Origin of the sequence: Umezawaea endophytica (assembly GCF_025061645.1) — a bacterium.
In the GTDB taxonomy this organism is placed as follows: Bacteria; Actinomycetota; Actinomycetes; order Mycobacteriales; family Pseudonocardiaceae; genus Umezawaea; species Umezawaea endophytica.
The window spans coordinates 78,763-101,472 of the sequence record NZ_JANYMP010000030.1 but is presented as its reverse complement, the minus strand read 5'-3'; the positions used below and the strand labels follow the sequence as shown (position 1 = coordinate 101,472).

22 protein-coding genes are annotated in these 22,710 nt (G+C 68.4%); 10 read left to right on the top strand and 12 right to left on the bottom strand.

Translation table 11 applies throughout. The annotated features are described in order from the left end of the window. Window positions 1–126: 126 nt before the first annotated feature. Entirely contained in the window at window positions 127–1,335 is a 1,209-nt protein-coding gene (locus NZH93_RS40995) for a hypothetical protein (protein WP_259628719.1), read from the bottom strand. Next, complete coding sequence (locus tag NZH93_RS40990) at window positions 1,332–2,594, bottom strand: nucleotide sugar dehydrogenase (RefSeq protein WP_259628718.1); 1,263 nt, start codon at window positions 2,592–2,594, stop codon at window positions 1,332–1,334. Before NZH93_RS40990 ends, NZH93_RS40995 begins: the two co-directional genes overlap by 4 nt. A 535-nt stretch (window positions 2,595–3,129) precedes the next feature. Here NZH93_RS40990 and NZH93_RS40985 point away from each other — a divergent pair. Continuing rightward, window positions 3,130–5,856, top strand: a complete 2,727-nt coding sequence (locus NZH93_RS40985; protein WP_259628717.1) for a tetratricopeptide repeat protein — start codon at window positions 3,130–3,132, stop codon at window positions 5,854–5,856. Between the two features lie 252 nt (window positions 5,857–6,108). Next, on the top strand, window positions 6,109–6,351 hold the full coding sequence (locus tag NZH93_RS40980) for a hypothetical protein (protein WP_259628716.1): 243 nt from the start codon (window positions 6,109–6,111) through the stop codon (window positions 6,349–6,351). Window positions 6,352–6,523: 172 nt separating this feature from the next. Here NZH93_RS40980 and NZH93_RS40975 read toward each other — a convergent pair whose 3' ends face one another. The 3 genes from NZH93_RS40975 to NZH93_RS40965 are packed head-to-tail and all read right to left on the bottom strand — an operon-like array spanning window position 6,524 to window position 8,291. Then, complete coding sequence (locus tag NZH93_RS40975; protein ID WP_259628715.1) at window positions 6,524–7,873, bottom strand: amino acid permease; 1,350 nt, start codon at window positions 7,871–7,873, stop codon at window positions 6,524–6,526. Next, window positions 7,870–8,106, bottom strand: coding sequence for a hypothetical protein (locus NZH93_RS40970; RefSeq protein WP_259628714.1), 237 nt, complete (start codon window positions 8,104–8,106; stop codon window positions 7,870–7,872). Before NZH93_RS40970 ends, NZH93_RS40975 begins: the two co-directional genes overlap by 4 nt. Beyond that, window positions 8,103–8,291 carry an HC3 family zinc finger protein gene (locus NZH93_RS40965; RefSeq protein WP_259628713.1) on the bottom strand — a complete coding sequence of 63 codons (189 nt, stop codon included), beginning with the start codon at window positions 8,289–8,291 and terminating at the stop codon, window positions 8,103–8,105. Before NZH93_RS40965 ends, NZH93_RS40970 begins: the two co-directional genes overlap by 4 nt. A gap of 115 nt (window positions 8,292–8,406) precedes the next feature. Between NZH93_RS40965 and NZH93_RS40960 the strand changes: the two genes are divergently transcribed. The 7 genes from NZH93_RS40960 to NZH93_RS40930 all read left to right on the top strand — a co-directional run bounded on the left by NZH93_RS40960 (window position 8,407) and on the right by NZH93_RS40930 (window position 14,728). After that, entirely contained in the window at window positions 8,407–9,261 is an 855-nt protein-coding gene (locus NZH93_RS40960; protein ID WP_259628712.1) for a helix-turn-helix domain-containing protein, read from the top strand. 8 nt (window positions 9,262–9,269) lie between these two features. After that, window positions 9,270–9,506, top strand: coding sequence for a DUF397 domain-containing protein (locus NZH93_RS40955; protein ID WP_259628711.1), 237 nt, complete (start codon window positions 9,270–9,272; stop codon window positions 9,504–9,506). 391 nt (window positions 9,507–9,897) lie between these two features. Next, entirely contained in the window at window positions 9,898–10,602 is a 705-nt protein-coding gene (locus NZH93_RS40950) for an SMP-30/gluconolactonase/LRE family protein (RefSeq protein ID WP_372506984.1), read from the top strand. 254 nt (window positions 10,603–10,856) lie between these two features. Further along, window positions 10,857–13,304: a sensor histidine kinase gene (locus NZH93_RS40945; protein WP_259628710.1), complete on the top strand. Its 2,448-nt coding sequence runs from the start codon at window positions 10,857–10,859 to the stop codon at window positions 13,302–13,304. A gap of 41 nt (window positions 13,305–13,345) precedes the next feature. Beyond that, a complete protein-coding gene (locus tag NZH93_RS40940; protein WP_259628709.1) occupies window positions 13,346–13,783 on the top strand; it encodes a roadblock/LC7 domain-containing protein in 438 nt (145 codons plus the stop codon). Then, the gene (locus NZH93_RS40935; RefSeq protein ID WP_259628708.1) at window positions 13,783–14,154 is read left to right on the top strand and encodes a DUF742 domain-containing protein; all 372 of its coding nucleotides are present in this window, start codon (window positions 13,783–13,785) and stop codon (window positions 14,152–14,154) included. Before NZH93_RS40940 ends, NZH93_RS40935 begins: the two co-directional genes overlap by 1 nt. Continuing rightward, on the top strand, window positions 14,135–14,728 hold the full coding sequence (locus NZH93_RS40930) for a GTP-binding protein (protein ID WP_259628707.1): 594 nt from the start codon (window positions 14,135–14,137) through the stop codon (window positions 14,726–14,728). The genes NZH93_RS40935 and NZH93_RS40930 overlap by 20 nt, the downstream gene beginning before the upstream one ends. Window positions 14,729–14,795: 67 nt before the next feature. Here the strand turns inward: NZH93_RS40930 and NZH93_RS40925 are convergent, their stop codons facing one another. From NZH93_RS40925 to NZH93_RS40915, 3 genes are all read right to left on the bottom strand, one after another. After that, window positions 14,796–16,172 carry a tryptophanase gene (locus NZH93_RS40925; protein ID WP_259628706.1) on the bottom strand — a complete coding sequence of 459 codons (1,377 nt, stop codon included), beginning with the start codon at window positions 16,170–16,172 and terminating at the stop codon, window positions 14,796–14,798. A 16-nt stretch (window positions 16,173–16,188) separates the two neighbouring features. Further along, window positions 16,189–17,286 carry a tryptophan dimethylallyltransferase family protein gene (locus NZH93_RS40920; RefSeq protein WP_308214299.1) on the bottom strand — a complete coding sequence of 366 codons (1,098 nt, stop codon included), beginning with the start codon at window positions 17,284–17,286 and terminating at the stop codon, window positions 16,189–16,191. A gap of 319 nt (window positions 17,287–17,605) precedes the next feature. Next, window positions 17,606–18,808 (bottom strand): DUF6545 domain-containing protein, encoded by a 1,203-nt coding sequence (locus NZH93_RS40915; RefSeq protein WP_259628705.1) that lies wholly within the window; start codon window positions 18,806–18,808, stop codon window positions 17,606–17,608. 21 nt (window positions 18,809–18,829) lie between these two features. Between NZH93_RS40915 and NZH93_RS40910 the strand changes: the two genes are divergently transcribed. Then, on the top strand, window positions 18,830–19,009 hold the full coding sequence (locus tag NZH93_RS40910) for a hypothetical protein (protein ID WP_259628704.1): 180 nt from the start codon (window positions 18,830–18,832) through the stop codon (window positions 19,007–19,009). Here the strand turns inward: NZH93_RS40910 and NZH93_RS40905 are convergent. From NZH93_RS40905 to eat, 4 genes are all read right to left on the bottom strand, one after another. Then, window positions 18,996–19,517 (bottom strand): hypothetical protein, encoded by a 522-nt coding sequence (locus tag NZH93_RS40905; RefSeq protein ID WP_259628703.1) that lies wholly within the window; start codon window positions 19,515–19,517, stop codon window positions 18,996–18,998. The two genes, NZH93_RS40910 and NZH93_RS40905, sit on opposite strands and share 14 nt — an antisense overlap. Continuing rightward, a complete protein-coding gene (locus tag NZH93_RS40900) occupies window positions 19,514–19,933 on the bottom strand; it encodes a helix-turn-helix domain-containing protein (protein WP_259628702.1) in 420 nt (139 codons plus the stop codon). The genes NZH93_RS40905 and NZH93_RS40900 overlap by 4 nt, the downstream gene beginning before the upstream one ends. A 351-nt stretch (window positions 19,934–20,284) precedes the next feature. Next, the gene (locus tag NZH93_RS40895; RefSeq protein WP_259628701.1) at window positions 20,285–21,148 is read right to left on the bottom strand and encodes a 3-hydroxybutyryl-CoA dehydrogenase; all 864 of its coding nucleotides are present in this window, start codon (window positions 21,146–21,148) and stop codon (window positions 20,285–20,287) included. Between the two features lie 59 nt (window positions 21,149–21,207). Then, the gene (eat, locus tag NZH93_RS40890; protein WP_259628700.1) at window positions 21,208–22,632 is read right to left on the bottom strand and encodes an ethanolamine permease; all 1,425 of its coding nucleotides are present in this window, start codon (window positions 22,630–22,632) and stop codon (window positions 21,208–21,210) included. Window positions 22,633–22,710: the final 78 nt, after the last annotated feature.

Sequence of the window (22,710 nt, the reverse complement as noted above, 5' to 3'; positions counted from 1 at the left end):
CCTGCTCCGCCGACCTGGTCGACACGACGACGTCGCCGCACGACCACCGCTCGGGCGGCGCGATGTCCATGAGCACCACCAGGAAGCGGTCGCGCGACCCCCACCGGATCCAGTGCACGCCCGGCGTCACGCCGCGTCCTGGTGGCGCAGCGGGACGGGGAGCGGCAGGAGCGCGGTGCGGGCGGGTACGGCTGGTTCCGGCAGGTCGAGCAGCCGGTACATGGTGGTGCGCAAGGCCCGCGACGCTTCCCCCGGCCTGCTGGACAGCGCCTCGGCCACCGCCGCCCGTTCGACGCTCCTGAACTGGGGCAGCAGCGGGCGGTCGGGGTCCACCCTGGGCGCCGTTCGCGCCAGGACGTCCGCCAGGCTGCCTTCGCGGACGTTGTCGTCCGGGAACGCCGCCAGCAGCACGGGTTTGCCGATGGCTGCGGCGTACTGGGTCGTGGACCCGTGGTCCCCGAGGACCAGGTCGCTCGCGATCGTGGTGGCCCGCCAGCCCTCGTCCGGCGGGATGAGCAGCAGACCGGCGGCGACGTGGTCGTCGAGCCACGCCCGCACCTGCCAGGCTCCGTGCACCGCCCAGATGTTCGGGTGCAGGATCGCCGCGACCCGGTGGTCCCGCCGGGGCAGCTCGTCCAGCAGTCGGCCGCACAGCTCGAACCACGTGCCGAACGCGGAGTCCCGCGACCAGGTCGAGCTGATCGTGACGAGCCGCTGGTCGTCCGCGACCCCCAACGCCCGCCGGTAGTCGGCGCGGCGGGGGGTGCTCGCCACCATCCGGTCCAGGCAGACGTCACCGACCACGACGGCCGTGTCGAGCGCTTCCGGGCAGGACTCGCGCAGCGCCGCGATCTCGTCCTCGTGGGTCAGCGCGATGGCCGAGGGGAGCAGACGGCCGCGGCGGACCAGCGACTCCCGACTCAGGCCTCGGTGCGGGGTCGACGCCTTCCCCGCATGCCGCCCGAACTTGCGCGACGCCAGGCTGCTCGCCCCGTGCGGCAGCAGCAACACCCGGCCGTGCACCTGGTCCAGGTCGTTGTGCCCGGCGGCCAGGACGAGGTCGAACTCGTTCTCGACCGCCTGGTGCCACGGGATGACGAGTCCGCCCTGCCGTCGCACGAACTCCTCCGTTCCGTGCCACAGCCTGCCGGTCTCGGACACGCTGAACACGACTTGGACGCGGGAGTCGTTGCGCAGCAGCGGGATCACGTCGGAGACGAGCCTCGTGCCCGCGGCCAGGTACGGCACCACGACCAGTACCGTCCGGCAGCCCGCCACGGTGACGCGCTTGTCCGCGTCGAGCCCGACGGGCCCGCGGATCCAGTGCTCCCTCATCGCCGGACCCCCTTCAGCGCGTCGCCCGTGCCGCAGTCGAACGTGAGCACGCCGCGGTCGGCCAAGGCCTCGTGGTCCACGGCGCGGTGCCTGGTCATGACCACCACGGCGTCGACGGCGGACCAGTCCACGTCGTCCAGCGCGACGCTGTGCAGGGTCGCGCCGTCGAGCAGGTCGAGGCGCGGCACGTGCGGGTCGTGGTACTCGACCGACGCCACCCGCCTCAACTCCTCGACCACGGTCACCGCCGCCGACCGGCGGACGTTCGGGACATCGGCCTTGTACGTCACACCGACGACGAGGATCCTGCTCCCGCGCAACGCTTTCCCGTTCGCCCGCAGAGCTTCGGCCAAACGGTGGACGGTGTGCAGCGGCATCGCGTCGTTGACGGCGAGCGCCGCGTCGACCACCGGACTCCGCGCCCCCGTCCTGCTCGCGCACAGCGAGAAGAACCGCGCGGCGACCGGAACGCAGTCACCGCCCGCCCCGGCGCTCGGCGCGTGCTCCAGGAACCCGAACGGCTTCGTGCCCGCCGCCCGCAGCACCTCCGCCACGTCAACGCCGTGCACCCGGCACAACCCCGCGAGCTCGTTCGCCAACGAGATGTTGACCATCCGGAACGTGTTCTCGAAGACCTTCACGAACTCGGCGGCCAACGCCGACCCGACCTCCACCACCGGGTTGCCAATGGCTTCCACGAACCGGACCGCACGTTCGGCGCACGCGGGCGTGTACCCGCCCACGACCCGCGGCACCTCCCGGAACGGGTGGGATGCCCGACCGGGGTCGACCCGCATCGGCGCACTGGCGACGGCGAAGTCCACGCCCGCCCGCAACCCGGACCGCTCTTCCAGCAACGGCACCAGGTGCTCGTCCACCGTGCCGGGCGGACACGTGCTCTGCACCAGCACGAGACCGCCCGCCTCGATGACCGCGGCCACCGACTCAACGGCTCCTGTCAGCGCCGTCAGGTCCACCCCGCCACGAATGTCCGGCGGCGTCGGCACGCAGAGCACGTGGGTACGAGCCCGTGGAACACCACCACCCGACACCCGCAGCCGCCCACCGACGACCGCTTCCCGCACAGCGTGCTCCGACGCGGTACCGAGCCCGAAGCCCGGCACCGCTTCAACGATCCGCCGAACCCGCTCCGCCGACACGTCCAGTCCCAACACCGCGAAGCCCGCTTCGGCCGCGGCGAGCGCGGTCGGTAACCCGGTGAACCCCAACCCCAGTACGACGACATCCGGTGTCTCCACAAGTACCTCCACTTGTCCGGTGAGGAGTGACACCACCAGGCTGGGTTCGGAGGTTGTCGAAATGACTTCCGTCGACGGTCACCATGGCGTAACCGGTGGTAGAAGTATTAGTGAGCGATCTTCATGTCGATTCGACCGCTTTATTGCGGTATCTGCCGAGGCTGTCGTCCTTCAAAACTCCTTCAGTGATCTTTCATGCTTCCCGTCACACGATCGCATTAGTCCGAGTGGGCTACTTTCCGTCACATCGTGGTATCGGATGGTGACAAAACGCTGGTAAGAGGATCGGGGCGAGGGCACACTCGAAATCATTCATTGCTTCCGGCGAGGGGTGGCGCTGGTGACCATTAATTTTCGGATCCTCGGTCGAACATGCTTGCGAGTGGGCGACGGGTTCACTTCCGAATGGGGTAAGCCCAAGGAGCGCGGTGTGCTGGCGGCGCTGCTCGCATATGGCGGAAGACCCGTTCCCTCCCGTATTTTGGCAGAGTGGGTGTGGGGTGAGGATAGGCCTCCCGCTGATCCGATCGGCGCATTGTCGACGTACGTGGCCCGGATACGGGTGGCGCTGCGAAAAGCTGGGACGCTGTTCGAACTTCCCGGCGAAGACGGCTCCTACCGCTTGGAGATCGCTCCCGAAGCGCTCGACTACAAGATCTTCTGCACCGCCGTCGGGCAAGCTCGTGCGACGGCTCGCGCGGGCGACGACGTCCAAGCCGCCGCGCTGCTGCGGAAAGCCCTCGCGCTGTGGCGCGGAGATCCGTTGGAAGACCTGAACACGGAGAGGGCGACGAACTGGCGCCGGGTGGCGATCCGGGACGACTGGCTCCCGGCGAACAACGCACTGCTCGACAGCCTGCACCGGTTGGGCGATTTCGAGGGGATGCTCCACCTCCTCAAGGCGATCCAGGTAGAACACGATCAGGATTTGCTGCTCGCGAAGCGACATCTCCAGGCCCTGTACTCCCTCGACCGCAAGGAAGAGGCGATCGAGTACCTCTACGACTTCTACCGGCGTGCTCGGGCGGCGTCCCACGACATCCGGGCCGACGAACTCCGCGGCTACCACAACGAGCTCATCCGACCGGTGAGGCGATCCGTTTCCGCCGTCCACGGCGACTCCCGCCCGGCGCCCCGCAACCTGCCGTACGACGTGGACGGTTTCGCGGGCAGGCGTGACCTGCTCGCCGACCTCGACAACCTCGTCGTGGGCAGTCGGAAGTCCCGTGTCATCGCACTGGACGGACTTCCCGGTGTCGGCAAGACCGCGCTGGCGGTGCACTGGGCGCACCGGATGCGTGATCGATTCCCGGACGGCGCTTGGTTCGTGAACCTCAACGGGTTCGGCGAAGGTCCCGTCATAGATGAGAACGAGGTCGTCGCAGAACTCCTGGAGGCTTTCCAGGCGGCCGCTGACTGCCCGCCCACACCCGTGGCGCGCCGCGCGAAGCTGCGCGAGGTGTTGGACGGGAGGCAGATGCTCGTCGTGCTGGACAACGCCCACGACGCCGAACACGTCCAGTCGCTCATCCCGTTGCTCGCGGGCTCCGTGGTCGTGGTGACCAGCCGGGTCCGGCTGAGCGGGCTCGCACTCGCGCACACCGCCCGCGGCTTCACGGTCCTCCCGTTGGACGGAGACCTCGCGGCGTCCTGGCTCAGGGAAAGGATCGGTGGCCGTGCCCTCGCCGATCCCGAGTCGCTCGCGCGCTTGGCCTCGCTGGCGGGCGGTCTGCCGCTCGCGTTGGGCATCATCGGCGAGTACGTGGCCGCGCAGCAGGGCAAGCCTCTCCGGGACTTCGTCGCCCAGTTGAGGGAGCGTCGGGCCGTGCTCGGTCTTGGCGACAACGGCACGCGCACGGTGATGTCGTTGCGCGCGGTGTTCGACTGCTCGTACCGGGACCTGCCGCCGGAGCAGAAGCGCCTCTTCCGGTTGTTGGGCACGTACCCCGGACTCGACTTCCCGCCGCACGTCGCCGCCGCGCTGGTGGGAGTGCCGCCCGCTCGCGTACGGGACCAGCTCGACGGACTCGTGTGGGCCAGGCTGCTCGAAGCCCACGAGGACGACCGGTACCGCTTCCACGACCTGCTGCGCACCTACGCGAGCGAACGGGCGGAAGTCGAGGAATCCGCCGAGGAACGCGAACGCGCCGCCGTTCGGTTGGTCGACTGGTTCCTGCACACCTGCCACCACGCTGACCGGAAGCTCTTCTCCTACCGGGAGAGCGTCCCGATGACGGCGCTCGCGGACGGCGTCGAACCGCTCGACTTCGCCGACGAGGACGCGGCGATGAACTGGTGCGTCCGCGAACGTGCCGAGGTGGCAGGCGTCATCGACTACGCCTCGTCGGTCGGGCTGCACGAACACGTGTGGCGGCTGGTCCCCGCCGTGGGTGAGGTGATGATGCGGCAGGGCTTCAAGGACGAGGTCCTGCAAAGCCTGCGTGCGGCGGTGTTCTCCGCCCGGAAGGCGGCCAACAGGTACGCGGAGTCCGGCATCCTGGCCAACCTCGGCTTCGCGTACTCCCGGTTCCACGACCACGAGGAGGCCGACAGGTGCTTCCGCCGCGCCTACGACCTCGCCGTCGAGGTGGACGACCGGATCGGCGTGGCGACCGTGCTGCGCAACATGGCCGAGCGTGCGGCGGTGGTGGGCGACCACACGCGGGCGATGGAGATGTTCGGTCGTGCGCTGACGATCGCCAGGGACACCAACAATTTCGACACGGAAGCGGGCGTCCTGCACCGCATGGGCGAGGCGCTGCGGCGGCGGGGCAGGCTCGACGAAGCGCTCACCCACCTGCACCTCGCGTGGGGGATCAGGGAGCGCATCGGCGATGCCGACGGGCGGGGCACGACGCTCGCGCGGATCGCCGCCGTCCACCTGGAGAAGGGCGATCACCACGGCGCCTTGACGTTCGCCCACCAGGCCATCGTGGAGTTGGCCCGCACCAGGCACTTCGGGCTCGAAGGGGAGGCCGCCGCGACCGCTGCGACCGTGCACCGCAATCTCGGGAACCTTGAGGACGCGGCCTTCCACGCCCGGCGAGCGGTCGAGTTGAGCAGAACGGCCCGAGACCCGTTGGGACAGGCCGCCGCTCAGGACCTGTTGGGGCAGGTGATGTGGCGGCAGGGGTCCCACCGGGAGGCGCGGGAGTGTTGGGAAATGGCGTGCAGCCTCTACGCGGACCTGGGTGATTCGAGGTCGGACAGCATACGACTCCACCTCGACGAGCCACCCGACGACAAGGCCGACTCCGCTTGACGCGTGGTGTGTCTGTGGAGTGAAAAGCGCACTTGTGACCACTGGGCAATTTGCGGTGAGATAGGTGCGGATTGTTCAACTTTTTGCGCTGGAGAATTTGTACTCAACTGGGTGACGGGTGTACTTAGAGTGTTCTTTGGATCGCTTGAGACCGCTTTATAGCGGCTAAGGCGAAGGGTCGAGTGACGCCTGATCGGGGTCGGAAACGTACCCTCGTGACGGACCGCTGGTCCAGTGCGGCATGATCACCTCGTGCACAACCCGAACAGGAAGTTCCTCAAGCTCGGACCGCTGGGTCCGGTGGTGCGGCACGGCGTCGCCATCTGCGCACTCGTCGCTGGTCTCGCAGTCGTCTCGGCTGGGCAGGCGAACGCGGCTGAAGAGGTCTCGACCCCGACCTCGCCCACAGTGACCGTCACGGACGACTCGCCTGTCAAGGTCCTCGGGCCGAAGCGCTACTGGGACGTCGAGACATCGTCGTGGCGGTGGGGATAAGGTCATTCGCGCGCGGCTGACAGCTTGATCAGACGCGGCATCTCGTCCACGACGCAAAGGGTCGGCCCGGTTCTGCACGGGCCGACCCTTTGTCGTTGATGGCAACCTTGAGAGCTGTCCCCGGTTGCTGATGAAATGGTTTGCAAGAAGGTGATTGGTACTAGACCAATTGTCAAGAATCAGACAATGCGAGCGCATTCGCCTTGTTGAGCCACCGTGTGTGGATGGCCGCGCAGATGAGGACGAACGTGGTGACCCCGGCTGCGCAGAGGAGTTGGAGGCGGGCGATTGGGTCGGTGGCCATGAGGATGACGATGGTGGCGATTCCTGCCAGGGCCAGGTAGCTGAGGTAGGGGTGGGCCCACATGCGGAAGGTGAGTAGGTGTGGGGTGGTTTGTTCCAGGTGTTTGCGCAGGCGTAGTTGGGAGAGGGTGATCAAGGTCCAGACGATGAGGACTGTGGAGCCCGCTGCGCTGATGAGGACCAGGAAGATGGTGTCTGGGTAGAGGGCGTTCAGTAGTACTGAGAGGAAGCCGAAGGTGGTGGAGAAGAGGACTGCTCTTCGTGGGACTCCGTTGGTGCGCAAGGACTTTGGGGCGTCGTTGCGGTCTGCGAGGTTGGAGAGCATGCGGGAGGCGCCGTAGAGGGTGGCGTTGAGGGCGGAGAGCAGGGCGGTGAAGATGACTGCGCTCATGATGGGGGCGGCGGCTGGGATGCCCAGGTGGGAGAGGACTGCTGTGTAGGGGCTGCTGGAGACGGTGGAGTCGTTGTAGGGCAAGAGGATGACCACTACCGTCAGGGAGCCCAGGTAGAAGATGACCACGCGTAGGACACTGTCCTTGATGGCCTTTGCCACGGCTGCTGCCGGGTTGGGGGTTTCCGCGGCTGCGATGGTGACGACTTCGATGCCGCCGAAGGCGAAGACGACGATGAGCAAGCCTGCTACCGCGCCGGACCAGCCGTTGGGGAAGAAGCCGTGGGCGGTGAGGTTGGTCAGGCCCGGGGAATCGGTGGCTGGGAGTAGGCCGGTGATGGCTAGTACGCCGATGGTCAAGAAGGCGATTATGGCGGCGACCTTGATCCAGGCGAACCAGAACTCGAACTCGCCGAACTTGCGGGTGTCGAAGAGGTTGATGGTGGTGAAGGTGGCCATGAAGAGCAGGACCCAGGCCCACTGGGGGACGGCTGGTAGCCAGCCGGTGGCGATCTTGGCTGCTGCGCTGGCTTCCACGGCGAGGACGACTACCAGGGCCAGCCAGTAGAGCCAGCCGACGGTGAAGCCCGCCCATCGTCCTAGCGCTTTCTCGGCGTGGAAGGAGAAGGAGCCGGTGGACGGGTAGGCGGCGGCCATTTCGCCGAGCATGCGCAGCACAAGGAGTGCGAGGGCGGCGGCTGCGGCGAACGAGATGAGGATGCCCGGGCCGGCCGCGGCGATGCCGGCGCCTGTGCCCACGAAGAGGCCGGAGCCGATGGCGCCGCCCAGGGCGATCATGGTCAGGTGGCGTTGTCGGAAGCCGCTCATCGGGGGAGTGTTCCAGGGCCAGGTGAGACGCAGCCGTTCACGTAGCCGTTGATCACGTGGCCCGCGTCGGTGTGGTCCAGGAGTAATTGGCCGGTGGTCAATAGGTGTTCGGCCAATTCGCGTTGTGATTGCGGGTCGACGGGGGCGGCGCCGAGGATGGCGATGACGAAATCGGTCACGTGGGTGGTGACGTTTTTCAGTTCCGCGAGTAGTTCGCGGTCCTCGTGGATCACGTGTGGCTCTTCGCGGATTCGTAGCAGGCCGGGCAGGTGGGCCAGAGCCACTCGGTCTTGGTGCAGCGCTGGCGGGGTACCAGCAGCTCAAGGCCGCAGAACGTGGTGCCCTCGTCGCCGGGCAGCAGGTCCTGGGAGATCACGTGTCGGCCGCCCTGCGAGGGCTGCCAGCGGAAATCGAACACGGGGTCAGGGTGCCCGGTGGTGGGCGTTGTTAACTACGGGTAAGTGCTTTCTAACAGTTGTCCCCACACTAAAGTGGTAGTGGTTGTTCGACGTGGCGGATCTAGGGTTGTTCACATGAACGACTTCCAGGCGACAATGCTCGAACGCGCCATTGGGCGGACGTTGCGGAAGTGGCGGCGATCGCGGGACTTGAGCCTCGTCGAGGCCGGGTCGTTGCTCCGGTGCTCCAACGCGAAGATCAGCATGATGGAGAACGCCGTGCGGCCGGTGAACCCGACGGATGTGATGGCGGCCGGGTTCGCGTACCAGGTGGGTGGGCCGGAGCGGGACAAGCTGTACGGGGACGCGGTGTGGGCGAAGCAGCACAGGGCATTGGCGGCGGTTGAGGAGAGCCTGCTGTTCGACGCGGCTCGGGACTACGTCGAGTTGGAGTTCGAGGCGTCGCTGCTGCGGATACTCGGGGCCTCGCTGCTGCCGGGGTTGTTGCAGATCCCGGACTACACGAAGGCGGCGATCATCGCCGACGACCCGCTGCGGGCCGAAGTGGTGGCGGAGCAGCAGACGGTTCTGCGGTCGGCGCGGCAGGGGCGGCTCGGAGGGAGGGATCCGCTCCGGGTGGAGGCGGTCTTCACCGAGGGGCTGCTCAACTACGTGGTCGGCGGTCCGGCGGTGATGAGGGCGCAACTGCTCTACCTGATGGAGTTGTCGGAGCGGCCGAACGTGGAGATCCAAGTGGTGCCGTTCCGGGCTGGGGCCTACCCGGCGATGGGGTCGACCTTCACGGTGCTGTCGTTCCCCCACGAGCAGCACGTGGACGTGGTCTACGTGGAGAACTTCATGCAGGGCCAGTACATGGAGCACCCACGGGACCGTGAGCTGTGTAACCTGAAGTTTGCCGCCCTGCGAAGAGTTGCGCTGAGCCCCGGTGAGTCGGTGGAGCTGATCGCGGAGACCGTCGAGCGCTTGTAGGGGGACCGATGAGCGACATCCAGTGGCGCAAGTCCAGTCGAAGCGTGAGCAACGGGGCCTGTGTCGAGGTGGCGGTCCGGTGGCGCAAGTCGAGTCGGAGTGTCAGTCAGGGTGAGTGCGTCGAGGTGGCGTTCGCCGGGATGGTGCGGGACTCGAAGAACCCCGATGGTCCGGTTCTTGCGGTTGGGAGCCGCAATTTTGCGGCGTTCATCGGTGCGGTGAAGCTGGATCGCTTCAGCGCCTGACGCATTTCGCTCACTCCCCGTATCCGTGAAGCTTATTCGCATCTCTAATGGCACTCTTTTGCCATTCTGAGCTGTCGGTTCGCTGAAGAGCGGTGGTTCAGTCGCCGCCACTGCGAAAGACTCCTGGCGTTGCGGGCGCAAACCGCATAAACGACAGGAGTTGGGCATGTCTCGCAGATTCGGCGTGATGGCCGCCGTGGTACTCGGTCTTTCGCTGGTGAGCGCGGTACCGGCGACGGCTGATCACGGTCGCGCGTTCCCGACGGAGTTCGCGCTTCCCAATGGTTTCCTGCCCGAGGGCATCGCGATCGGTCGCGAGCCGACGGCGTACTTCGGGTCGCGGGGTGACGGGTCGATCTACCGGGTCGACCTGCGCACCGGGACCGGTTCCGTGTTCAGCCAGGGGCCCGGCACGTCCTCGGTGGGTTTGAAGATCGACTCCCGGAAGAGGTTGTTCGTCGCGGGTGGTGGGGCGGGCAATGGTCGAGTGGTCGACGCGCGGTCCGGCGCGATCCTGAAGAGCTACCAGTTCTCGCCCGACGCCGACACGTTCGTCAACGACGTCGTGGTCACCGACAAAGCCGTGTGGTTCACGGATTCCCGAAAATCGGTGCTTTACAAACTGGCACTGGGTCGAGGCGGATCGCTGCCCGCCGAAGCGATCACGGTGCCGTTGACCGGCGCCTTCGTGCTGACGCCCGGAGTCAACAACGCCAACGGCATTGCCGAGACGCCGGACGGGCGCGCGTTGCTGGTCGTGCAGAGCAACACGGGCAAGTTGTTCCGCGTCGATCCCAGGTCAGGGGCCACGGAGGAGGTCGACCTCGGTGGCGAGGTGTTGACCAACGGCGATGGCCTGCTGGTGGAGGGGCGCACGTTGTACGTGGTGCAGAACAGGCTGAACACCGTCGCGGAGTTCTCGCTCAACCGCGGTGGAACCAGTGGCACCCTGGTGACAAAAGTGACTGATCCTCGGTTTGATGTGCCGACGACGGTCGCGTCGTTCGGCAAGAAGCTGTACCTGCCGAACGCGCGGTTCACGACGCCGCCGACGCCTGAGACGACGTATAACGCGGTGTCGATCCCCAAGCCCTGACGCGCTAACAGGAGGTAAACCGGGAGGTGACGGGGTCGGCGTTCCCAATTCGGGGATTCCACGTCGGCCCCGTGTTCCCATGCGTCACACGAATGGGTACCCTCTCGCACGCGCCGTGCGAGTGATCGCTGTCTCTTGGTAATGATGATCTTCAGTGTTACCGTTTCGTGGCCAAACGAATGAAGTGGCCGCTGGCGGACTCTCGTGCAGCGCCTGCCCTGGCAAAACCAGATTTCACGAAGCTGCGGAGCGCTGTGAAGCAGAAGAGCAGTTCGGAGACGAACTACAAGACCATCCGGTCACGACTCACCGGTGTCGTGGTCGTCCCGAGCGTCGTGTTGTTGGTGATGTGGGCACTGTTCTCGTCCTACACCGTCTTCGACGGTTTTTACCAGCGCGCGGTCGCGGCCGGTGTGAAGGGCGCCTCGATCCCCGCCGTCTCCACGTTCGCCGCGATCCAGCAGGAGCGCGAGCTGAGCATGACCAGCCTCGGCCAGCCGGGTGCGAGCACGACCGACCTGCGGGCGCAGCAACTGCGGACCGACGAGAAGGTCAGCACCATGAAGGCCGCCTTCGCCGAACTCGCGTCCGCAGCGCCGCAGCAGGTCGTCGACGGCATCAACAACCTCAACGGCCTCCTGACGCAGCTCCCCAACCGGCGCGCGCAGGTCGAGGCCGCGAAGGTCCCCAAGCGGGAGATCTACGACTACTACAACAGCGTGCTCGACGCGGGCATCGCGCTGTTCAACGTCCAGGCGCGCATCGTCCCGGACCCGGAGTCGGTGCAGGGCGCCCTCGCGGGCATCCAGTACTTCCAGGCCGCCGACTGGATGTCCCGCTCGACGTCGCTCGCGTCCGGCGCGCTGGCCTCCGGTGACTTCACCTCCGAGGACCGGGTCGAGTTCGCGAACCTGGTCGGCGCGTACCGGTCGGCGCTCGGCGCCATCGAGCCGTACGCCGAGCCGACCGTGCGCGACCACTACCGCAAGATCACCAGCACCGAGGACTGGAAGAAGACCGAGGCTTACCAGGCCGGGCTGATCCGCAACGAGGAGAACATCGGCAAGGTCGTCGCGCTGCCGGACTGGCAGGCGGCCACGACCCCGGTCAACTCCGAGCTGACCGAGCTGGTCAGCGAGCAGGCCACGGCCGTCGCCGACTTCACGCTGGAGAACGGCGAGAACAAGTTCAACACGGTCCTCATCGGCAGCCTGATCGCACTGCTCGCGGTGATCATCGGCATCGTCGTCGCCGTGCGGATCTCCAACCGCCTGGTCAACAGGGCCCTCATCTCGCGCCTGGTCAAGCTGAAGAACGACTCGCTCGACCTCGCGCACGAGCGGCTGCCGAACATCGTCGACCGCCTGCGCAAGGGCGAGCACGTCGACGTGGAGACCGAGGTCCCGCCGCTGGACTACGGGCAGGACGAGATCGGGCAGGTGGCCGACGCGTTCAACGCGGCGCAGTTCACCGCCGTCGCCGCGGCCGTCAAGGAGAGCCAGGTCCGCGACGGTGTGAACCGCGTGTTCCTCGACATCGCCCACCGCAACCAGGGCCTCGTGCACCGCCAGCTCAAGATCCTCGACAAGCTGGAGCGCGAGGAGGAGAACCCGGACCAGCTCGACGCGCTGTTCCAGCTCGACCACCTCGCCACCCGCGCCCGCCGCAACGCCGAGAACCTGATCATCCTCGCGGGCGAGCAGCCCGGACGTCAGTGGCGCAAGCCCGTGCGCATGATCGACATCCTGCGCGCAGGCGTCGCCGAGACCGAGCAGTACGTGCGCGTGAAGATGAACCCGGTCCCCGAGACCGCGCTGGTCGGCGGCGCCGTCGCCGACACGATCCACCTCATCGCCGAGCTGGTCGACAACGCCACGGCGTTCTCCTCGCCCCGCTCCCAGGTCCAGGTGCACAGCAGTCAGGTGCCCCAGGGCATCGTGGTCGAGATCGAGGACCACGGCCTCGGCATGAGCCCGGAGGACCGGGCCCGTGCCAACGAGATGCTCGCCAACCCACCAGAGTTCGACGCCATGTCGCTCCGCGGGGAGTCGCGCCTCGGCCTGTTCGTGGTCGCCCGCCTCGCCGACCGCCGCAAGATCCGCGTGGAACTGCGCGAATCGCTCTACGGCGGAACCCTCGCGCTCATCCTGATCCCGTCCGACATCATCGCGGGCCCGTCGTCCAGCGTCGAGGCCGCCAACGCGGCCGAGGTCGCGACGCGGCGCGGCGCTCCCGAGCACAACCTCGTCCACTCGGAGGTCGCCCGCCAGGGAGACCTCAGTGAGGACGCCAGGTTTCCCGGACCGGCAGTGGGCGAGTTTTCCAGTGGAGTGGAAGACTTCTGGGCCAAAGCCGAGACGGACGTCGCCGGAGATTCCCACCCAGCGCCGCGATCGTCCGTGATCGCACAGGTGGAGTTGCCCCAGCGACCGAGGGAAGCCCAATGGCCGGTGGACGACCCGGAGGCGCCGGAGACCGTGCAGATCGAGATGGAATCGCCGCGGGACCGGCCGGAGCTGCCCCGCAGACGCCGCCAGCAGAACCTGGCACCACAACTGGCGACCGACGAACACCTCACCGCCCCCGCGCCCATCGCGGAGGCCGAGATCGAACGGTCCGCCGAACGCACTCGTCAGGGCTTGGCCGCCTTCCAAAAGGGCGCGCGCGAGGCTCGTCGCAGCGACAACGACCTCGAACCGTGATTCGTCGTGGATGACGTGAGCCTGGAAGGGGCAATCTCCACATGAACGACATGAACAGCCAGCACCACGAACTGAACTGGTTGTTGGAAGACCTGGTCGGACGGGTGGTGGGAGCACGGCACGCCGTGGTCCTCTCCGCGGACGGGCTCCTCCTCGGCAGGTCCCCCGGCCTGTCGAAGGACGACTCGGACCACCTGTCCGCGATGGCTTCGGCGTTCCAGAGCCTCGCCAGAGGGACCGGGCGGCAGTTCGGCGGTGGCGCGGTGCGGCAGACCATCGTCGAGATGGAGCACGCGTACCTGTTCGTCACAGCGGCGGGCCACGGGGCGTGCCTCGCTGTGCTCGGGGAGGAGGACGCCGACATGGGCATGATCGCCTACGAGATGAACATGCTCGTGAAAAGAGTCGGCACTTACCTCTCCTCGGCGCCGCGGGTAGAAGTGGTCCCGCCCCTGCCCTCGGCTCGTAGGTCGTCCTGATGACCGGCCGCGGCGATTGGTGGTACGACGAGGCCGCCGGCCCGGTGGTGCGTCCGTACGCGATGGTGCGTGGCCGCACCCGCCCGGTGACCGCCGAGCTGCACCTGGTCACCCAGGTGCGCGCGATGCCGTCCGCCTCCGACCCGGAGTCGCTGACGGTGGAGCACCTGGAGATCATGGAGCTGTGCAGGCGCCCCCTGTCGGTCGCCGAGGTCGCCGCCTACCTCGACGTCCCGCTCGTCGTGGTGAAGGTGTTGTTGAGCGACCTCATCCAGCGCGGTGACGTCGTCATCCGCGATCCCGCTCGGATCGCGGAAATTCCGGACAGGAACCTACTTCAGGCGGTGCTGGATGGCGTCCGTGGAATCTGAGCGGCCGGGCGGAGAGCTGCTCGTTCCCACCCCAGTCAAGATCGTCATCGCCGGTGGCTTCGGCACCGGCAAGACGACGATGGTCAAGTCGGTCAGCGAGATCGCCCCGCTGCACACCGAGGAGCTGCTGACCGAGGCGAGCGTCGGCGTCGACGACCTCGCGGGCGTCGAGGGCAAGACCACGACCACGGTCGCCCTGGACTTCGGCCGCATCACGATCAGCCCCGAGATCGTGCTGTACCTGTTCGGCACGCCGGGCCAGGGCCGCTTCTGGTTCATGTGGGACGAGCTGGCGCAGGGCGCGATCGGCGCCGTGGTGCTGGTCGACACCAGGAGGCTGGACAGCAGCTTCCCGTCGATCGACTTCTTCGAGCGCCGCGACATCCCGTTCATCGTCGCGGTGAACTGCTTCGACGACGCCCACAACTACGCGGTGGACGAGGTGCGCGGAGCGCTCGACCTGGACAAGTCGATCCCGGTCGTGCTGTGCGACGTGCGCGACCGCGAGTCCAGCAAGACCGTGCTGGTGGGGATCATCGAGCACGCGATGTCGCGGCTCGACGCGATGGCCTGAGAGCACGACGGCAAAAGCCCCTCACGAGACGCGTGAGGGGCTTTCCGCCGTAGCCGGGGTAGCGGGCCTAGGACTGGTGCGCCACGGGCTCCAGCTTGCAGTTGAACGGCCGCAGCAGGGGTGGCGCGTAGACCATGCGGTAGCCGGGGACGCGCTCCGGGTCCTTCGCGATCCCCTGGATCACCTCGCCCACGTACTCCAGGTGGCTCTGCGTGTAGACGCGGCGGGGGATCGCCAGCCGCACCAGCTCGTACGGCGCGGGCTTGAGCATCGTGCCGTCCTCGTCCAGCTCGCCCAGGTACAGCGAACCGACCTCGGCGCACCGGATCCCGCCCGCCAGGTACAGCTCCAGCGCCAATGCGTGACCGGGGAACCGCTCCGACGGCAGGTGGGGCAGCAGGCGGCCCGCGTTCAGGTAGACCGCGTGCACGCCCGTCGGCCGCACGCTGTGCACGCCGCCCTGCTGGGCCAGGTCCGCGAGGTACGCCGTGGCGGCCGCGCGGGCGCGCAGGTAGGTCGGCTCGGTGACCTCCAACAGGCCCTGGGCCAGCATGTCCAGGTCGCGGCCCGCCAGGCCGCCGTACGTCCGGAAGCCCTCGGTGGCGGTCAGCAGCAGCTCGCACCGCTGGGCCAGCTCGGGGTCCCGCAGGGCGAGCAGCCCCCCGATGTGGACGATGCCGTCCTTCTTCAGGCTCGCCACGCAGCCGTCGGCCAGCGCGAAGGCCTTCCTGGCGACCTCGCGCGGCGTGATGTCCCCGTAGCCAGGCTCCCGCTCGGTCACCAGCCACGCGTTCTCCGCGAACCGCGCGGCGTCCAGGAAGAACGGCACCCCGTGCTTCCTGGCGAGCGCGGAGACGGCCTCCAGGTTCGCCATCGACACCGGCTGCCCGCCGCCGCCGTTGTTGGTGATCGTCATGAGGACCAGGCCGACGTCCTCCGGTCCCGCCAGCACCGCCTCCAGCGCCGCCAGGTCGACGTCGCCCTTGAACGGGTGGTCGCTGTCGAGGTCCTTGGACTCCTCGCACGGCAGGTCCAGCGCCACGGCGCCGATGATCTCGACGTTCGCGCGGGTGGTGTCGAAGTGCGTGTTGCTCACGCACACCTGGCCCGGCTTGAGCAGGGAGGTGAACAGGATCCGCTCGGCGCCGCGGCCCTGGTGCACGGGGTAGATGTGCTCGTACCCGGTCAGTTCGCTGACGACGTCGCGGAAGCGGAAGAACGACCGGGAGCCCGCGTAGGTCTCGTCGCCCCTGATGCCCGCGGCCTGCTGCTCGGCGGACAGCGCGCCGGTGCCGGAGTCGCTGAGGAGGTCGATCGTGACGTCCTGGGCCGTGAGGTTGAACTGGTTGTACCCGGCGCGGGCCAGGGCCAGCTCGCGGTAGGGGCGGGTGGTGATCGGGATCGGCTCGACGACCTTGATCCGGTACGGCTCCATGATGGGCATGGCGGTGTTCTTTCTCCTAGCTGACCAGCGTTGCGACTCGCGGCGAAGCCGTGGTGTGGGCTTCGGACGACAAGTAGACGGTCACACCGGGACGCGGTGCGCCGATGCGCAGCGACACGTGCGCGATGAGACCGACGCCCTCGGCGAGCGGGCGTCGCGCGACGGAGTCGAGCGCGCTCCGGAACGCCGTCGGGTCGATCCCGTGCTGGTCGAGCGTGGCGAGAACCCGCAGGTGGGCCTCGCTGTCATCGTTGACGTAGGACCGCACCGGGACGTAGAGCGAGTAGCCGCTCGGGCGGTCGACGTCGTCGGGCAGGAACGTGTAGCTGGAGATGAGCGGCCGGTCGGTGAACGGCTCGGCCCGGCCGCCGGTGAGCACGCAGAAGTCCCGCACGGCCTCGGGGTCGACGTCGTGGGCCGCGCTCGCGGCCACCACCACGTCGTCCGGGGTGGCGTCCTGGTGCGACAGGTAGACCTTCGCCCGCGAGCCCGAGCTCTCCGTGAGGTCGAGCGCGAAGAACGAGTACCGGTCGAGGCCGTCACCGCGCCTGCGGGCGTGGTCGATGATCGTCTGGTGCGCGGCCCCGTACCCGAGGCGCGCCAGGCCTTCGCCGACCAGCAGCGGGGCCTCGGCCTCGCCGCGCACCTCGGGGTTCAGGTAGACCTTGATGACCGGTGCCCTCGCGGCGGAGAACACCAGCGAGAACCAGAGCGAGAAGTCGCCCTGCGGGTCGGAGGGCAGGAACAGGTCCCGCACCGCGTCGAAGCGGTCCATCGGGAGGCCGTGGCGTCGGGCGAGGGAGTCCAGCACGTCGAGCGCCGCGTCCATGTTGGCCGCCGGGCCGGGCTCGGCGGCGGTGGGCTCGACGAGCACCCTGACCGTCGCGGGCTCGTCGATCCCGAAGGCGGTGGAGAACTCGAACGGCGTGTGGTCGTCTGCCACGCCAGACGGCCACGAAGGTGAATTGGACAAAGACCGAAAACCGCCTGGTCCAAGCGTTTCGATCAGGAGTTCGACTGCATTATTCGCGATATCACCCAGGTGGACCGAATGAAGTAGATCGCTCAGTTGACGGCCGCCAAAATCTCGTATCGAGACGCCTGTGGTGTTCACGATTCGACACTCCTTGTCCGTGGCGTGGGAAAAGGTACGCCCTGTTGGCCGCCCTTGTCCACCCAAATGCCGTTGTCCTGACAGGACTCTGAGTGAACCTCCACACCATTGACTCCCGGTCAAGCGTCATTTAGGGGCCTTTGTGCCGGTGGGGAGGGTGATCGGCGCTGGACTATTCGGGCCGTGGACAGGGCTGCGTTCATTCGATTGCACTAGCCGCACCAGGGGTGAGGTCACCGGTTGTGATATATGAGGATTCTCGACCAGGGAAAACTTAACCCAGGTTGCGGAAACCGCACCTCAAATTGGTATTGGCGCTTCAGCGCGAGTCGTCCGATGGTCCGCTCACCACGGGAGGGAGGCGGACACCCGTCGTTATCGCATCGACGGCTTTCGCGACCCGGACCCACCACCGCAACTCGATCAGCAGGGTCGGCGCCGACGTTACCGGCGGATCCACCGGATCGCCATCGCCGGGTCTCGATCCCGTGCGCCAAGCGGGGAGGCCGACCGCGAACACCTCGGCCGCCCGCTCCGCGGAACCACCGCCGGAGGACGGCGTGATGCCGATCTGGCACAGCAGCACGAGCGCGTCGCGCAGCTCGACCACCGTCCGGTAGGCGTCGCGGTCGGCGCGCGAATCGGGCAGGAACCCCTTGGGCGCCGGGAGATCGGTGTAGACCACGGCGGGCATCGCCGCCGCGACCTCCGTCCACAGTGGATGGACGAGCCGCCGGTGCCGGTGGTAGCGGAAGCGCCGGACGACCGTGCGGGCCTGGCCCCCGCCACCCGCCGCGGCGATGGCGAGACCCAGCAGGAGCAGGCAGGTGCCGAACGGCATCAGCACCTGGTCGACGTCCGCCTCCGGCCACGGCGGCACCACCCCGAAGAGCAGCGCGGTGTTGTACGCGACCATGTGCAGCGCGAAGACGAAGATCGGCACCTCGCCCCACGCGTGCACCACCATCCCGGCCGCGACCGTCCCGCGACCGGTCTCCCTGGCGAGGCGGGCCGTGCGCCGCGACAGCCAGGTCAACACGGCGACGGCCTGGGCGAGGTACGCGCCGAAGGCGATGTGGGCCAGCGCCGCGTACGGATCACCCGGCCCGCCCGCCTCGTAGCGGCCCTCGGGGCTGAACAGCCAGTCCGACGCGTGCGGCCTCACGGCGAAGCACCCGACGACCACCGCGCCCGCGACCCACATCAGCGCCAGGCGGGGCCGGAGGAACCGGTCGATCCCCTCGGGCGACCCCTCGGTGACCCGCGCGAACCCCGACGGCACCAGGTAGGCGGCCCCGAGCGCGGCGACGTGCTGGAGCGTCCACGCCAGGTGCAGCGAGCCGACGGTGAACGTGCGGTCGGGGGCGGCCTGGACGAACAGCGCGACCGTCAGCAGCGTGACTCCGCCCGCGAGGTGCCGGGTCGCCGTGGAACCACCGCGCAGCAGCGCGAACGCCGTGCTCACGACCGCCGCGCCGCCCGTGGCGGTGGCAGCGACCAGGACCCACGACGTCAGTTCCACCCGACCGCCCCGGCGGGTGCCGTGGTCCGGGAGGTCGTGCCGGTGGTGCTCGCGGTCACGACCGCGCCGACCGGCCCGGCGGGTGCCGTGGTCCGGGAGGCCGTGCCGGTGGTGCTCGCGGTCACGACCGCGCCGACCGCCCCGGCCGGCGCAGTGGTCCGGGAGGTCCTGCCGGTGGTGCTCGCGGTCAGGTCCACCTGACCGCCTCCGCGCCCACCATGGCGGCGAGCCGGTCCGCGGCGGCGCGGTCCTCGGGGGTGAGGGTGCCGACGGCGGCGCCCGGCCTGGTCTCGGCCAGCAGGCCCGCCGTGGTGGCGAAGCACTCCGCCTCGACCTCGTCCGGGTCGTCGTAGCCGAGGTGGGGGCGCAGCGCGTTCAGGTCCGCGCCGGGCTCGACGAGGACGCCCGCGTGGCCGAGGACGAGGTGGCCGATCTCGTGCAGGACGCCGTGCCGCTGGTGCACCGGGCTGGAGCGGTCGGCCCAGACGATGAAGTCCGCGTTGTCGCCCGCGATCCACAGGTGGTCGAACCACCAGCCGAACCGCGAGCCCGGCACGAGGTGGATGGGCCTGCCGCGCAGGGCGGCGAGGCGGTCGCACAGCGCGCGGGCGTTCCACGGCGACGGGATGGTGACGCTCTGCCGGCGCAACCCGGCCAGTGCGGCGTCGATGACGGGCTGGACGTCGTCCGGCCGGTCCCGGTCGATCACGTGTCGTCGTAGGCGGCGTCGGTGGCGGCGAAGTGCTCGACCATCGCCTCCAGGGTCTCCAGCGACCGCGGGCTCAGGTGCTGGGCGCGGGCGGCGATGTGCATGGCCCGGCTGGAGTGCGTTCGCAGTGGCGTGGTGGCGACCGGGATCAGGTCGCCGGGGTGGACGGCGAAGACCTCGGCTATCGCCACGATCACGTCCATGGTCGGGTTGTCGCTCTTGCTGTTGCGGAGGTTCGAGATGTACGGCTCGCTCTTGCCGATCAGGCGGCCGATCTCGGCGTTGGAGTAGTAGGGCGACCGGCGGCGGCGGGTCTCGGACGACCGCGCCCGCGGGATGTGCGACATGAGGTGGTCGAACCGCTCCGCGAACGTGGAGAACCCGCCGAGGGCGTCACGGGGGTCGTGCTCCGTCACTCCGGCGCCTCCTGTCGCGCTCCGGGTCGGCCAACTCTCCCACGGGGCGTGGAGTGCCCGCGTCGGCGCGGCAAGTATCAATCCCAGTTAAGGGTTTCCGCAAACCCCCTTCCAGCCGACCTGGTCCATTGGGGTGATTCGGTAACTGGGGATTGGGCTTCGCTCGCGCGGCTCGGGTACACATGATGGTGTGGTTCCGCTCGGCCTCACCGGTCGCGGCGGGGCCACGAGGGGGGCAAGGGGGGTGGGCGTGCGTGGCGCCGGAGGCGCGCGAACCTGCGGCGCCGCGCACGCTCCAAACGAGGGAGGGCCGTCCCGCCAGTGCGGAACGGCCCCCGTGCGACCTTCTGATCAGCCCGCGTAGTTGTGGAAGCCCCGGCCGCTCTTCTTGCCCAGGAGGCCGGCGTCCACCATCCGCAGCAGCAGCGGCGGCGGGGAGTACAGCGGCTCCTTGAACTCGTCGTACATCGACTCGGCGATGGCCTTTGTCGTGTCCAGGCCGATCAGGTCGGCCAGACGCAGCGGCCCCATCGGGTGCGCGCAGCCCAGCACCATGCCGCTGTCGATGTCCTCCGCCGACGCGAAGCCCGATTCGAGCATCCGGATCGAGGACAGCAGGTAGGGGATCAGCAGGGCGTTCACCACGAAACCCGCGCGGTCCTGCGACCGGATGACCTCCTTGCCCAGCACGGTCGTCACGAACTCGCGCGCCCGGTCCTGGGTCTCCTGCCCGGTCAGCAGCGACGGCACCAGCTCCACCAGCTTGAGCACCGGCACCGGGTTGAAGAAGTGCACCCCGATGACCTGCTCAGGGCGGCTCGTGGCCATCCCCAGCTTCATGATCGGGATCGACGACGTGTTCGACGCGAAGATCGCGTCCGGGTCCTCCACGACCTTGTCCAGCGCCGTGAACACGTCCGTCTTGACCTGCTCCTGCTCCGCGACGGCCTCGACGACCAGGTTCCGGTCGGCGAAGTCGGCGATGTCGGTCGTGAACCGCATCCGGTCCAGCGCGGCGTCGCGGTCCTGTTCGGACAGCTTGCCGCTGCGCACGCCACGGCCGAGCGAGGTCGCGATCCGCGCCTTCGCGGCCTCGGTCGCGTCCAGGTTCACCTCGGCGATCAGGACGTCGAGACCGGCTCGCGCGCACACCTCGGCGATCCCGGAGCCCATGAGCCCCGAGCCGACCACTCCCACACGTTGAATGTCACTCACACCGCGATCGTGCCAGGTCGTGGAACGGGACGGGCACGCCCGCCCCGTTCCACCGCTGGTCAGTCGTCGGCCAGCTCCGCCTCGGCCTGCTGGATGGCGGCGAACTCCTCCTCCGGCGCGGCGGCCACGAGCCGGTGGCGGCTGTAGAACCAGAAGTAGGCGAGCGCGATGAGGAAGATGCCCGCCGTGATGCCGGAGGCGAGCAGGTCGACCACGAACGTCGCGACCACGGCGGCGACGGCCAGCACGAGCGCCACGCCGGTGGTGATCGCCCCGCCCGGCGTGCGGTACGGGCGGTCCATGCCGGGTTCGCGGATCCGCAGCACGATGTGCGACACCATCATCAGCACGTACGACACGGCCGCGCCGAACACCGCGATGTTGATCAGCAGCGCGCCGTCCTTGGTGGCGACGGCGAGGATGAACCCGATGGTGCCGGGCACGACCAGCGCCAGGTAGGGCGTCTTGCGCTTGCCGGTCCTGGACATCCAGCGCGGCAGGTAACCCGCGCGGGACAGCGCGAACAACTGGCGCGAGTAGGCGTAGATGATCGAGAAGAAGCTGGCGACCAGACCGGCGAGGCCGACGTAGTTGACCACCTGCGCGAGCAGGTTGTCGCCGCCGTACGCCGCCCGCACGGCCAGCGGCAGCGGGTTGTCCGCGCTCTTCAACGCCTCCGAGCCCGCGCCACCCGGCGTGACGACGAGGATCAGCGCGGCGAACACCAGCAGCGCCGCCATGGCCGCGATGATGCCGCGCGGCATGTCCTTCTTCGGGTCGCGCGCCTCCTCGGCGGCGAGCGGGACCCCTTCCACGGCCAGGAAGAACCAGATCCCGTACACCAGCGCGCCGAGCACGCCAGCGAACCCGAACGGCAGGAACGAACTGGCCCCGACCGCGTCCGTCGGCACGATGTCGAACAGCTTGTCCGCGTCGAACTTCGGGATCATCCCGACGACGTAGGCGAGCAGCGCGACGACGGCGACACCGGTGATCACGAACATCACCCGCAGCGCCTCACCCACGCCGTACGCGTGGATGCCGATGAACACGGCGTAGCAGACCAGGTAGACCGGCCAGGAGTTGGTGAGGCCGAACAGCCCCAGCGTCTCCACGTAGCCGCCGATGAAGATGGAGATCGCGGCGGGCGCGATGGCGTACTCGATCAGGATGGCGATACCGGTGGCGAACCCGCCCAGCGGGCCGAGCGCGCGGCGGGCGAACCCGTACCCCGCCCCGGCGACGGGCAGCGCGGCGGCGAGCTCCGCCAGGCCGAACACCATGCAGGTGTACATGGTCGCCATCAGGGCGGTGGCGACCAGCAGGCCGCCCCAACCCCCTTGCGCCAGGCCGAAGTTCCAGCCCGCGAAGTCCCCGGAGATGACGTACGAGACGCCGAGGCCCGCCAGGAGCACCCAGCCCGCCGCACCCCGTTTCAACTGCCGGTGTTCCAGGTAGTCCTCGCCCACCTTCTGGTAGGCCACGTGTTTGCGTCCCTCGGCGGCCACAGCACTCCCTATTGGAGTCGGGGTAGTCCTTTGACAGGGACTTGAGAGTGGTCC

Coding starts and splice junctions, on each gene's coding strand:
- NZH93_RS40995 (WP_259628719.1), bottom strand. CDS start 1,335: ATGAGGGAGCACTGGATCCGCGGGCCCGTCGGGCTCGACGCGGACAAG.
- NZH93_RS40975 (WP_259628715.1), bottom strand. CDS start 7,873: ATGAGCGGCTTCCGACAACGCCACCTGACCATGATCGCCCTGGGCGGC.
- NZH93_RS40960 (WP_259628712.1), top strand. CDS start 8,407: ATGAACGACTTCCAGGCGACAATGCTCGAACGCGCCATTGGGCGGACG.
- NZH93_RS40955 (WP_259628711.1), top strand. CDS start 9,270: ATGAGCGACATCCAGTGGCGCAAGTCCAGTCGAAGCGTGAGCAACGGG.
- NZH93_RS40940 (WP_259628709.1), top strand. CDS start 13,346: ATGAACGACATGAACAGCCAGCACCACGAACTGAACTGGTTGTTGGAA.
- NZH93_RS40935 (WP_259628708.1), top strand. CDS start 13,783: ATGACCGGCCGCGGCGATTGGTGGTACGACGAGGCCGCCGGCCCGGTG.
- NZH93_RS40930 (WP_259628707.1), top strand. CDS start 14,135: ATGGCGTCCGTGGAATCTGAGCGGCCGGGCGGAGAGCTGCTCGTTCCC.
- NZH93_RS40925 (WP_259628706.1), bottom strand. CDS start 16,172: ATGCCCATCATGGAGCCGTACCGGATCAAGGTCGTCGAGCCGATCCCG.